This is a genomic window from Lutimonas halocynthiae (assembly GCF_030409835.1).
Classification (GTDB): domain Bacteria; phylum Bacteroidota; class Bacteroidia; order Flavobacteriales; family Flavobacteriaceae; genus Lutimonas; species Lutimonas halocynthiae.
In genome coordinates this window covers 617,148-629,974 of the sequence record NZ_JAUFQO010000001.1, presented here as the reverse complement: position 1 = coordinate 629,974, position 12,827 = coordinate 617,148, and the positions used below count along the sequence as shown (strand labels likewise).

9 protein-coding genes and 1 pseudogene are annotated in these 12,827 nt (G+C 36.3%); all 10 read right to left on the bottom strand.

Translation table 11 applies throughout. The features are described from left to right. Window positions 1-10: 10 nt before the first annotated feature. A complete protein-coding gene (locus QWY87_RS02810) occupies window positions 11-835 on the bottom strand; it encodes a tetratricopeptide repeat protein (RefSeq protein ID WP_290287940.1) in 825 nt (274 codons plus the stop codon). A gap of 1 nt (window position 836) precedes the next feature. Then, window positions 837-1,871, bottom strand: a complete 1,035-nt coding sequence (locus tag QWY87_RS02805; protein ID WP_290287938.1) for a vWA domain-containing protein — start codon at window positions 1,869-1,871, stop codon at window positions 837-839. A gap of 10 nt (window positions 1,872-1,881) precedes the next feature. Continuing rightward, entirely contained in the window at window positions 1,882-2,883 is a 1,002-nt protein-coding gene (locus QWY87_RS02800; protein ID WP_290287933.1) for a vWA domain-containing protein, read from the bottom strand. After that, window positions 2,870-3,868: a hypothetical protein gene (locus QWY87_RS02795; RefSeq protein ID WP_290287931.1), complete on the bottom strand. Its 999-nt coding sequence runs from the start codon at window positions 3,866-3,868 to the stop codon at window positions 2,870-2,872. Before QWY87_RS02795 ends, QWY87_RS02800 begins: the two co-directional genes overlap by 14 nt. Before the next feature lie 35 nt (window positions 3,869-3,903). Further along, complete coding sequence (locus tag QWY87_RS02790) at window positions 3,904-4,770, bottom strand: DUF58 domain-containing protein (protein ID WP_290287930.1); 867 nt, start codon at window positions 4,768-4,770, stop codon at window positions 3,904-3,906. Window positions 4,771-4,857: 87 nt separating this feature from the next. Beyond that, on the bottom strand, window positions 4,858-5,862 hold the full coding sequence (locus QWY87_RS02785) for an AAA family ATPase (protein ID WP_290287926.1): 1,005 nt from the start codon (window positions 5,860-5,862) through the stop codon (window positions 4,858-4,860). A 132-nt stretch (window positions 5,863-5,994) separates the two neighbouring features. After that, window positions 5,995-6,813, bottom strand: coding sequence for a 3-methyl-2-oxobutanoate hydroxymethyltransferase (panB, locus tag QWY87_RS02780; protein ID WP_290287923.1), 819 nt, complete (start codon window positions 6,811-6,813; stop codon window positions 5,995-5,997). Window positions 6,814-6,918: 105 nt separating this feature from the next. Then, window positions 6,919-7,407 carry a CvpA family protein gene (locus tag QWY87_RS02775; RefSeq protein ID WP_290287921.1) on the bottom strand — a complete coding sequence of 163 codons (489 nt, stop codon included), beginning with the start codon at window positions 7,405-7,407 and terminating at the stop codon, window positions 6,919-6,921. Between the two features lie 5 nt (window positions 7,408-7,412). Then, window positions 7,413-10,556, bottom strand: a complete 3,144-nt coding sequence (locus QWY87_RS02770; protein WP_290287920.1) for a UvrD-helicase domain-containing protein — start codon at window positions 10,554-10,556, stop codon at window positions 7,413-7,415. 83 nt (window positions 10,557-10,639) lie between these two features. Further along, a pseudogene (feoB, locus tag QWY87_RS02765) lies at window positions 10,640-12,827 on the bottom strand (ferrous iron transport protein B).

Below are 12,827 nucleotides of genomic sequence, written 5' to 3'. Positions count from 1 at the left end.
ACGTTTTTATTTACCAATCTTTTTCCTGATCGACTTTTTTACCTTTTGCCTTTTTGGCATTTACTTTTTGCTGTGTTTTATTCTCTTCATTATTCATGGCTTCCAGCAATTGTTGAATTTGTTGCTGGCTCAATTGATTTGGCTGAGGTTGCTTTTTTTGTTCCTTTTTATCACCCTCGTTCTTTTGATCTTGCTGGTCGTTTTGATCATTTTCATTGTCTCCTTCATTTTCATTCTGATCCTTTTTCTCGTCTTCTCCCTGATCCTCTTCCTGGTCTTTATTTTCGCTGTTTTGATCTTGATCTTGATTCTTATCCTTATCTTGGTCTTTATCTTTATCCTTGTCTTTGTCCTTATTTTGATCATTTTGTTGATCTTTAAGGAGTTTTTGAGCAAGGGCTAAATTATATCTTGTCTCTTCGTCGCTCGGATTTAATATCATTGATTTTTTATACGCCTCTACAGCCTTATCATACTGCTTGTTTTTCATCATCACATTTCCAATATTATGGAAAGACTTCTCTCTGGTTTCAACAGCAACAGAACTTTTGGCTACCAGTTCGTATTGAGGCAAGGCTTCTTCAAACCTGTCTTGCTCATAAACCGCATTGGCAAGATTATAGCCCGCCGTACCATAATTTTGATTTTCCTTTAAGGCTTTCTTATATTTAACCTCCGCATCGACAAATCGCTTTTGCTTGTAAAGATCATTTCCCTTTCTCAACATTTGTTTCTCCGCCAACTTAATCTTTACCGGTTCTTGTTTCTCTTGTTCTTTTTCCTGAGCAAATATGGTCAGAGGCAAAAAGAGCAACACGTAAATTATATTTTTCATTTTACCGTTCATTAAATAAATTCAACTTTTGTACCCATTTCGTTTTCTTGTTCAATAAGAAAACATCTAATACCAACATTAACAAACCAAAGCCGATAAACCATTGGAACTGGTCCTTATAATCAGAGAATTGTTTTGTCTCAAACTCTTTTTTATCTGCCTTCAATAATAGCTCTTCAACATATTCTATAGTCTTAGAGGTTTTATTTCCATATATATATTTTCCATCACCTTTATCGGCGATATCCTTTAATGTTTCCACATTCAATTTCGTAATAACAACTTCATCTTTGTTGTCTTTTTTATATCCCAGAAATTTTCCTTTTTTCTTTATAGGAATGGGGCCTCCCTTGTTTGTCCCTACTCCTATCGTATAGGTTCTAATGCCAAGATCAACAATTTCTTTCGCAATATCGCTCGACTTCTCTTCGTGATCTTCACCATCAGAAATCACGAATAAAAACCTATTGGTTTGCGTATCATCATCAAAGAAAGTCTTTGATAATTCTAAAGCCTCATTAATTGCCGTCCCTTGTGATGAAACCATATCAGGACCTGCATTTTGCAAAAACATCTTCGCAGCGCCATGATCAGTCGTGATAGGAAGTAAAGGATATGCATTCCCCGCATAGATAATGATACCAACACGATCACTACCCAGTTTATCAATGATCTTTGATATGATTTGCTTAGATTTTTCCAGTCGATTAGGCGCAATGTCTTCAGAAAGCATACTTTTTGATACATCCAGGGCAAAAACAATATCAACTCCCTGCCTTTTTACCGTCTTTAATTGGGTTCCCATTTTGGGATTAACCATTGCAATGATCAACAGTGATAAGCCCAATAGCACAAAAATCATTTTTAAAGCCGGTTTAAAAACAGATTTTTGAGGACTCAATTGCTCCAACAAAGAAAGATCACCAAACTCCTTTTGCTTTTTCACCTTCCAAAACCAGTTCAGAAGATAGAACAGCAATAAGATCGCAATGGCGACAAATAAGTAAAAATATTTTGGTTCCTCTATTTGATACATATTTTACTAACTAGATAAAACTTCTATAAACCGTGAATCTCAACAACATTTCTAACATGATCAGAAATCCTGCAAGTAAGATCAAGGGTCTGAATTTTTCTTGATAATTATAATACTTGAACTCCTCTATTTCGGTTTTTTCAAGCTTATTTATTTCCTCATATATGGCTTCAAGCTTTTTATTTCCCGTAGCCCTGAAATATTTTCCATCCGTTTCAGCAGCGATGAATTTTAAAAGCTCCTCATCAATTTCTACCGGTGCATTCCTGAAAATTAGCTTGCCGTTTAAATCCTTTGCCACCGGAAATAATGCGGTACCATTTGTACCCAATCCAATCGTATACACTTTTATATTTAATTGTTTGGCCAGTTCCGTTGCCGTCTTGGGGTCTACAAACCCAGTATTATTAACACCATCCGTAAGCAAAATAATAACCTTACTTTTTGCCTTGCTGTCTTTTAACCTATTTACGGCTGAACCCAAACCCATTCCAATGGCGGTTCCATCTTCAATTTGACCCCATTTAATTTTTCTGATCGTATTCTGAATGATGGTTTTGTCACTGGTTATTGGAGTCTGCGTAAAGCTTTCACCCGCATAAACCACAATGCCAATTCTATCATTTGGTCTTTTCTGAACAAATTTACTTGCCACATTTTTTAAGGCTTCAAGCCGATTTGGCTTCAGGTCTTTTGCTAACATACTTGCTGAAACGTCAATTGCCATGACAATATCAATTCCACGGGTAGTTTTACTCCTTTTACTAACTTCTACATTTCTTGGACGCGCCAAAGCAACGATCAACAAGGCGATAGCAAGCAGCCTCATTGCATAGAGCATCGGTTTTAATTTTGCCCATATATTGCTCTGTTGAAATCCTGCAACACTGGGAATATGTAAATTCGCATTATCCTTCTTTCTTACAAAAAAGTACCACACAGCCAATACTGGAATGAGCAATAACAGCCATAGAAAACCCGGATTTGTGAACTCCATATTACTCCCTATCATCTTCTTCTTCTTTAGTTTCCAACTGAATTGGATGTAGTGTATCTATAATTCCTTCTGCATCCATTCTATGCAGGCTAATTTCATTTTGCAAAGGTTTTGACTTGGCAAATTTTACAAGATCCGCTTCCTGCAATAACTTCTGCAATTTGACCAAAGTGTCTTTTGGTATATTGAGTTTACTGCTACTATTAAAATCAGTAATCGTTTCTAATAATTCATCGGTTGTAGATTCTAAGGCAGGGATGTTTAATTCTCTCTCTATAAATGTTCTTACGATATCCGTCAATTCAACATAGTATAACTTGATCTTATTCTGAGAAATAAGTTCCTTCCCGTCTAGCTCCTTTAACCTCTTTTTAGCTGCGTCAAAAGGAGGAATTCTCAATAAAATCTCTTCCTCCGTTGGTTTATCTCTTAAAACAAAATAGAGTATCAGACCAATAATGATTAACAAGGCAATTAAGCCCCAGAAATAGTTTAAATAATCACTAAACAGATAAGGTTCGTTTTCTATATCCTTGATATGATACATCGGTTGCTTGATTGTATCTACAGGAACCGTTGCCACATCAATAATCACATCTTCAGTAAGAAATCTTTTGTCTTTTATAAAAATCTCCTGTCCTGGTAAAACGTACCTTCCGCTGTCAAAACTGGTTAAAGTATATTTTTTGATCAATTGATTCTTTAAAGAATCAATCTCATGAGATGTAACTACCCCAATTCTGTTTAAACTGTCTAATTCCAGTTTTGGGAAGCGAACATCTGAAGTTTGGTCAACTATAATTTCATAATTAAACTGTTCACCTATCCTGATACTTGTCGTATCAATTTTAGAGGAAACTTGTCCGTATCCTACTATGCCAATGAACAAAAACAACAAAGTGAAAACCCTTCTAAAACTATTGGTTCCATGGCCCAAACTCGTTTTCTTAGCGTTTTTGATGTTATATAATAGATAAAATAAATATCTCATTTTCTTCATTCAATTTTCAATTCAATCATCAATAGATTGAAATACTATGCCCTTCTTTTGAAATAGCCCAATAACTTTTTAACGTAACTCTCATCAATCCTGGTGTTGATTACACCCGAACCACTCTTTGTAAAAGAATCTTCGTAGTAATCTACTGTTTTCAAGTAATTGGCACGATAATTCGTTCTCACAGATTTAGAATTTGTATTGACCAATTTGATCTGCCCACTTTCCGCATCTCGCATGGGCACCATTCCTAACTTAGGTAATTCTGTTTCCAGTTTATCATATACCCTGATTCCGGTTACGTCGTGTTTCTTCCCAACAATCTTTAATGCGCTGTCATAACCTGTATCAATAAAATCTGATAGTATAAAGACAATCGCCTTTTTCTTCATCACATTTGAAAAATATCGTAAAGCTTGGGTAAGGTCAGTTTTTCTGCTATTGGGTTTGAACTCAATCAATTCTCTGATGATTCTAAGCACATGTGTTTTCCCCTTTTTTGGAGGAATGAACAATTCAATCTCATCAGAAAACAACAACAACCCAACTTTGTCATTATTCTGGATTGCTGAAAAAGCAAGTGTTGCGCTTATTTCGGTTAATATATCTCTTTTAAATTGCTGAGTTGTTCCAAATGATTCCGACCCGCTTATATCAACAACAAGCATCATGGTCAATTCTCGTTCTTCTTCAAAGACTTTGATATAAGGCTCATTATATCTGGCGGTAACATTCCAATCGATAGACCTGATGTCATCACCAAATTGATACTGTCTCACTTCAGAAAAGGTCATACCTCGCCCCTTAAAGGAACTATGGTATTCTCCCGAAAAAATGTGGTCAGACAATCTTCTTGTCTTGATCTCAATCTTTCTAACCTTTTTAAGTAATTCTTTAGTATCCACTGGCCGGTATTCTAATTAAACTTCCTAATTCTTCCTTCCTGGAAGAACGCATCTTTAAGTTTTGAATAGTTGTTGATAATAGATTCATTAAGGCACTTCAACCTCATTAACGATTTTATTAATGATGTCAACTGAAGTAATATTCTCGGCCTCGGCCTCATACGTAATTCCAATTCTATGTCTTAACACATCGTGAACTACCGCGCGAACATCTTCAGGAATAACATAACCTCTTCGTTTGATAAAAGCGTAACATTTAGAGGCCATTGCCAGATTGATACTACCCCTTGGAGAAGCTCCAAAGCTAATCAGCGGTTTTAGGTCAGCCAAACGGTAATCTTCAGGGTATCGTGAAGCGAAAATTATATTTAGAATGTATTTTTCAATTTTTTCATCCATATAAACCTCTTTCACAGATTCTCTTGCTCTTAAGATTTGTTCTACGGAAACTACCGGATTAACTTGACCAAAAGTTCCCTTCAGATTATGTCTCATGATCATTTGTTCGTCTTCCATTTTTGGATAATCAATCACTGTCTTTAACATAAATCTATCCACCTGAGCTTCAGGTAACGGATAGGTACCTTCTTGTTCAATTGGGTTCTGGGTAGCAAGAACTAAAAATGGTTGTTCTAATTTAAAACTAGTATCTCCAATTGTGACCTGATGTTCCTGCATGGCCTCTAACAAGGCAGACTGAACCTTAGCAGGCGCTCTGTTGATCTCATCAGCCAGAACAAAATTAGCAAATATTGGCCCTTTTTTAATCGAGAAATCATTCTCCTTCATATTAAAAATCATGGTACCAATAACATCTGCTGGCAATAGATCAGGGGTAAATTGAATCCTACTAAATGACCCTTGCACCGCTTTAGACAAGGTGTTGATTGCTAATGTTTTGGCCAATCCAGGAACTCCTTCAAGAAGAATGTGTCCATTACCAAGCAAACCAATTAGCAGTCTTTCAAGCATGTGTCTTTGCCCTACAATAACCTTATTCATTTCCAAATGAAGCATCTCGACAAATGCACTTTCTTTCTCTATTTTCTCGTTGATCAATCTGATATCAACATTTGCGTTTTGTGTATCCATTTATCTTTTTAAATTTCTTTTCGTTTTATACAACAAGGGCAACAAATCTAAGGGTTAGGCAAGTTTTTTCTTGTTAAAATTTGGTTAAAAGTGTAAAATAAAAAAACTCGCCGGAGTGGCGAGAATTGTGTATCAATACTGTTCTTCTTTATTTGGAAAATCCTTTGATTTCACATCTGAGATATAACTTTTAAAAGCATTGCCCATTTCGGTATATAGATCGAGATATCTTCTCAGGAATCTCGGGCTGAATTCATGTGTCATTCCTAACATATCATGTGTTACCAAAACCTGACCATCAACGCCATCTCCAGCTCCAATTCCAATAACCGGTATCGAAACACTTTCGGCAACTTCCTTTGCTAATTTTGCGGGAACTTTTTCAAGTACAATTGCAAAACAGCCCAATTCTTCTAATAATTTGGCATCTGCCATTAATTTACCAGCCTCTTCCTCTTCTCTTGCTCTAACAGAATAGGTACCAAATTTATAAATTGACTGAGGCGTTAAGCCCAAATGTCCCATAACAGGTATTCCTGCTGACAAAATTCGAGTAATCGATTCTGATATTTCAGCTCCTCCTTCCAATTTTACCGAATGGCCTCCTGATTCTTTCATAATTCTGATGGCCGAATCTAAAGCTTGTCTTGAATTCCCTTGGTAAGTTCCAAATGGAAGGTCTACCACTACTAGTGCCCTGTCAATGGCTCGCACAACAGAAGAAGCATGGTAGATCATTTGATCAAGGGTAATTGGTAAAGTCGTTTCATGACCAGCCATAACATTCGATGCTGAATCACCTACTAAAATAATGTCTATACCTGCGTGATCTACAATTTTTGCCATCGTATAATCATAAGCAGTCAGCATGGCGATCTTTTCACCTTGCTTTTTCATTTCAAACAATGTTTTGGTTGTAATCCTTTTGTATTCCTTTTTAGCTGCAGACATAATTAATATTTAGCAATGCAAAAATAGCGATAATTTTTAATCACTAAGCCTAGGGTTTTAAGTAATTTGAAATTACCGACTATTCCCTAAAAACATTGGAATCGTTTATTTGACGACCCTGACCAAATTGGGAAATATGGTTGGGGCAAAATTCTTTACCGGTTCATATAAAATTGATTTTTTAACCTTCTCCTTTTCTACAAAACGCAAAGAAGCGTTTATTTCATCATAAACAAGTAAAACGATACTTAAGATCAAGGCATATTTGACTAATCCAAAAATGGCTCCAACCAATTTATTGAAAAACCCTAAAGCTATTGTTTCTGCAATTTTAGTCATGGCCTTCCCCAATAAAACCATACCGATTAGGATGATTAAAAAGGTTCCGGCGAAAGAAACCAATTGTAACATTGATTCGTCCCAAGTCACATAATCTTTAAGGAAATTACCTAAAAAATGAGAAAAATGAATGGCTCCATAAACACCAAGTACCAAACCCACCAAAGTAGTTACTTCAACAAATAAGCCTTTTAAAAAGCCGTTCACAGTACCGAAAATCAGGATAATCCCAATTATTATGTCAATTGTATTCATATTATTTAACTTTTAACTACAGTAATTTCATCATCTATGTAAACCAATATTTTATCTACAACCTCAAAATTTAATTTTTGTAAAACTAAGGCATAATTATCAATTTGCAGTCCATGATTTTTATTGGATTTTCCTGTTTTATAATCTATAATTGTTACTTTATTTCCATCAAACACCAACCTGTCTGGTATGATTACCTGGCCCGAATCCGTCAAAATTTCTCTTTCTGTTAGTACTTCCAGCCCAACTTTAAAATACATGTTTAAAAGAGGGTGATTGACTATTTCTAACATCAGTTTATGGATTTCTGCATATGATTGTTCTTGCAATAACCCTTTAGTGACCCATCTTTTTAAGGTTTTGTCAATCATGTTTTCATCAACAACATCTGCCATCATTTCATGAATCAAATTTCCATAGCCAATGGCCTCCGCTCTGGCTTCATCCCATAGAATTTCTGAATTGGCCACGATATGTATTTGATGATCCTGCCATGAACTACTGATAAATTCTTTTTGCAATTCGGCTTGATTTGTAGATGAATCCGGCTCACTGGCTCTTTCGTTTACACCAAAATCATAGGTCATCTGGTTCTCTTCCCATCTCCCTTGCTGCTTCAAAAAATCGACAAACAATTGAGAGCTGGTTCCCAATTTTCCTCCTGATTTTTTCAGCTCAGAAATGACATATAACTGTTCAATGGCCCGGGTCAAACAAACGTATAAGAGATTAAAGCTATCCAACTCCTTTTCTTTTCGCTGTTCCTCGTAAATAGCAGTTCCTGCATCTCCCGTCTTTGTAATTCCGGATGATGAATTAACCAAAATGGTATCAAATCCATTAAATTCTTCTTCGGGCAAACCTCTGTACCAGGCCTTTGGATCTCTTTCAAAATAAATATCAAGATTATATGGAAAAATGACAACAGGAAATTCAAGCCCTTTTGACTTATGAATCGTCATGATTCTTACTGCTTTAATGTCTTCAGAACTCACAATATTCAATCTATCACCCTTTTCTTCCCAATATTCCAAAAAAGAAATATTCTTTTGCGACTTTCTCTGTGTATAATCAAATACGAAATCCAAAAAGAATTGAAGAAAAGCATCAGATTCTTTTGTCAGTCGGAAGCTTCTAATAAGATCTTCTATACCTTCTAAAATCGAATATTCGTTAAACGTTTTTGTTTTATAATAGATGTCATATGCTTCAAGAGATTCGAATATGTCTTTCAAATCCTTCTTAATGAAGTCCTTAATAAAATCATGCTTTTGTGAGGCAATATTCAAATGCCCAAATAAAAAATTTAAAACCTCGAATTTAGCGTCCTCATTTTTATCGTCTTCAATCATTTGCAAAAAGCTAATGATAAAACTAACCTTCTGATTATTCTTGACTAACAAGGTTTCTGAACTTATGATATCTACGCCCTGCTCTGTCAAATATTTAGCAATGGCCGCCCCTTCTTTTTTCTTTCTAACTAAGATGCAAATCTCATGGGCCTCATATTGATTCAAAAGATCTTTAATTGTATCATAGACATATTTGGGATAAACCTCTTCCCTCATTTCACTGTTCTTGAGGGCTTCCATAAATTGCAATCTTACAAAACCACCTTTTTTTTGATTGGTCTTTTGATCATTGCCTAACCTGTATAAATCACCATAGGCACTATTTGCAAAATGCTGAGAAATATGGCTAAAGAAACCATTGTTGAAATCTACGATCTGCTGGTAACTTCTATAATTCGTCTCAAGATTCAACGCGGCTTTAGTCGTTTGAAAAGGATTAGATTCATAGTCTTTTTGATCTGAAGACAAGCTGATAAACTGTTCTGCACGACCTCCCCTCCATCTATAAATAGCCTGTTTTGCATCCCCTACCAACATCAAACCAGCTGCCTCAGCACTCAAAGCATTATCAACTAAAGGAATTAGGTTTTGCCATTGCAGTACAGAAGTATCCTGCATTTCATCAATAAAAAAATGTTTAAACCGCTCTCCTAATTTTTCATAAATAAATGCGGCCGGTTCATTGACCAAATGATCACTGATCAATTGATTAAATTCGGCATTTAATCTGATATTATTGTTGGTCTTTAATTCTTCCAATGCCTGATTGATGGTGTTTATAACTGCTAACGGAACCAGGTTTTTTAATATTAATTCGTTGAGTTTATATTTTTCATAGACCAAAGCCGCTTCCTGATAATAGGCAATTAGTTGCTCAGCAATGGCATCGATTGCTGACTTCACCTGTTCAGGTTTGGTTTTCCCATAAAAGTTTCTTTCTCCAATATTTCGAAACAGACTACTCTCTTGATCAAAATCTAATTCTCCAGGCTGATTGATCATTTTTAAAAAGAAATTTGGAAATTGAGATCGCAAAAAATCTTTAGTATCAATCCCTTGGTCATTTATTAAGGTCAACGCTTTTTGCCCTGTTTCTTCGATCACTTTTTTATAAACACGTTGCTCCTTTCTCAATTTAGAAGATAAGTCTGAAAACGATGACAAGCTCTTTCCGGATAATTTTTTAAGCTCCTTTGCATGATTCTCATTTAAGATCAGCCTTGAAATCTCAAAGAGATCCTTACTCACATCCCAAGATTTATCTTCAAGGGTTTTTTCTTTAGAAAAGGAAACCAAAAGAGTTGTCAATTCCTGGTCAATTCCTATCCTTGACAATACCGCATCTACGGCTTCTTTTAAGATCGAATCAGTATCGAGTTCAACCTCAAAATCAGTCGACATACCCAGGTCAAAAGCAAAAGATTTAATTAATTTATTGGTAAAACTATCAATTGTTTTTATGTGGAAAGAAGCATAATTTTTGAGTATATCCTGAAGTCTTTCTTTGGCTCTAATTTTCAATATAGCTGCATCCAGCCCTGTTTCTGAAATAAGAGAAGATAGCATATCATCCTTTTCATCTTTCTGATTTATGACAGAAAACCGAAGTAGGTTCTCAAGAATTCTATCCTTCATTTCAGAAGCAGCCTTATTTGTAAAGGTAATTGCCAAAATATGCTGATACAATCGCTGATCAGGATCGCTCAAAATGATTTTCAAATATTCCTTAACAAGCGTGAAGGTTTTCCCGCTTCCTGCAGATGCATTGTATACTTGAAAAGTTGAAGGTTGGTCCACTTATTGATTTTCCATAAAAGTAAGGAAAATGAGCTTATCAATAAGTTCATTTTCACAAAAATCAATTCGCGTAAAACATTTTCTTAACCTATAAAAATTCGCCAAATCTGAGCTACTAAAAATGTAATGATAAAACCTAATATAACGGGTAAAATAGAAGCAACAGTTGTCCATTTCACGCTTTTAGTTTCCTTATAGATCGTGTAAATTGTTGTACTGCAAGGGTTGTGAAGTAAACTAAACAACATGAGATTTACTGCAGTCAATAAAGTCCATCCTCCTGCTCTTAGAATATTTCCCGTACCAGAAACAGAGTCAAGTTCAAACATCACCCCGGCTCCTTCTCCTCCGGCGATGCCTGTGACCATTACGGTAAGCATAAGAATAGTTGGGATAACAATTTCATTTGCAGGAATAGCTACAATATAAGCGAGCAGTATCACGCCATTAAGACCTAATAAAAATCCAAAACCATCTAAGCTTTGAACTGTCCAACCAGCCAGGCTCAGATCACCAACATAAATATTCGAAATAAGCCAGATAATTGCCCCTGCGGGAGCCGCAAAAACGATAGCTCGCCATAACACAATTAAGGTTCTGTCAATAATAGAAGTATAAACCGTTTTCCAAAAATTGGGCGGTCTATAAGGCGGTAATTCCAAATTAAATGTTGACACCTCTCCTTTTAGAACAGTTCTTGACAAGCCCCAAGAAACTAAAAACATGAAGGCTATTCCAAGAATGGCTATTCCTACCACGGCAAGTAAAGAAGCCAGGCTTGAAAATGCATCCGGAACCACCGCTCCAACAAATATGGTTGCAATCAAAATCTGAGTTGGCCACCTACCATTACAGAGTGAAAAATTATTTGTTATAATTGCTATCAGACGCTCTCTAGGGCTGTCTATGATTCTAGTGGCAACCACCCCGGCAGCATTACATCCAAAACCCATACTCATAGTAAGAGCCTGCTTGCCGTGGGCGCCAGATTTTCTGAATAAATTGTCCAAATTAAAAGCGACCCGTGGTAAATAACCAAAATCCTCTAATAAGGTAAACATTGGGAAAAAAATTGCCATAGGAGGCAGCATTACTGCAATGACCCAGGCAACTGCTAAATAGACTCCATCGAAAAGGAAACCACTAAGCCACCACGGCATTCCTAATGTCGCACCTAAATTCTTCAGCATAGGATGCAAACCTTCGAGCAACAATTGAGCTAGCATGGCTGAAGGGTAATTCGCTCCCACAATAGTCAGCCAAAGAACCAGGCCTAGTATTAAAAACATTATCGGAAACCCCCAGGTCTTACTGGTGACTATTTCATCAATTTTTCGATCGATCCTAAACCGATTTTTGCCAGAATCCTTCATCACCGAACTCTCGGCAATTTCTGAGGCATCCGCATAAATCCCTTCCGCAAGATGATCGTGAAAATCTTCTCCGATTTTCCATCGCAGTTCATTGGTCATGCTCAATATCTTATCAACAGAATTATTCTCCATACTACACTAATTCACCAGCTTTTAATGCCTCAATTATTCTGTTATCTCCTTCAAGTAATCTAAAGGCAATCCATCTGCTATTCGGAATATCAGGGAATTCTGCCTCAATTTCTCCACTTAATTTTGTGACTGCTTCTAATATTTTTTTAGGAACATTTTTAATTTTTCGTGGTTTGCATAGTATCTTACCTGAAGCAATCTCATCAACTGTCTGGATAAGTTCAGGTATTCCTCTTTGATATCTCGCACTCGTGGCCACAACCGGAATTCCCAATTCCCTGCTTAGCGTTCTTGTATCGATCGTAATGTTATTTCGTTCAGCTTCGTCGATCAGATTAAGACATAAAACAGCCTTATCAGTAATTTCAAGAATTTGCAAAGCCAGATTTAAATTGCGTTCCAATCTACAGGCATCAACAACAATAATCGTAACATCAGGTTTCCCAAAAAGAATAAAATTTCTTGCAACCTCCTCATCCTGTGAAGTAGACAATAAAGAGTAGGTTCCCGGAAGATCAACCAGTTTGTATTTCTTATCCGCATATGAATAGGCTCCTTCAGCTCTGGCAACCGTTTTTCCAGGCCAATTCCCCGTGTGCTGACGCAATCCGGTCAAGGCATTAAAAACCGTACTTTTCCCAGTATTAGGATTCCCAGCAATAGCAATAATATGATCAAAACCACCAGTGTCAACTCCAAGTTTTTTTAATCCTTCCGAATTAAAATGAGCGCAAGACCCACATGCATGATCCTCTTTCTTCTCCAT

What these genes read in the sequence shown, in the direction of transcription:
- QWY87_RS02785 (WP_290287926.1), bottom strand. Translation starts at nt 5,862, where the DNA reads ATGGATACACAAAACGCAAATGTTGATATCAGATTGATCAACGAGAAA.
- QWY87_RS02805 (WP_290287938.1), bottom strand. Translation starts at nt 1,871, where the DNA reads ATGTATCAAATAGAGGAACCAAAATATTTTTACTTATTTGTCGCCATT.
- QWY87_RS02800 (WP_290287933.1), bottom strand. Translation starts at nt 2,883, where the DNA reads ATGATAGGGAGTAATATGGAGTTCACAAATCCGGGTTTTCTATGGCTG.
- QWY87_RS02775 (WP_290287921.1), bottom strand. Translation starts at nt 7,407, where the DNA reads ATGAATACAATTGACATAATAATTGGGATTATCCTGATTTTCGGTACT.
- QWY87_RS02795 (WP_290287931.1), bottom strand. Translation starts at nt 3,868, where the DNA reads ATGAAGAAAATGAGATATTTATTTTATCTATTATATAACATCAAAAAC.
- QWY87_RS02810 (WP_290287940.1), bottom strand. Translation starts at nt 835, where the DNA reads ATGAAAAATATAATTTACGTGTTGCTCTTTTTGCCTCTGACCATATTT.
- panB (WP_290287923.1), bottom strand. Translation starts at nt 6,813, where the DNA reads ATGTCTGCAGCTAAAAAGGAATACAAAAGGATTACAACCAAAACATTG.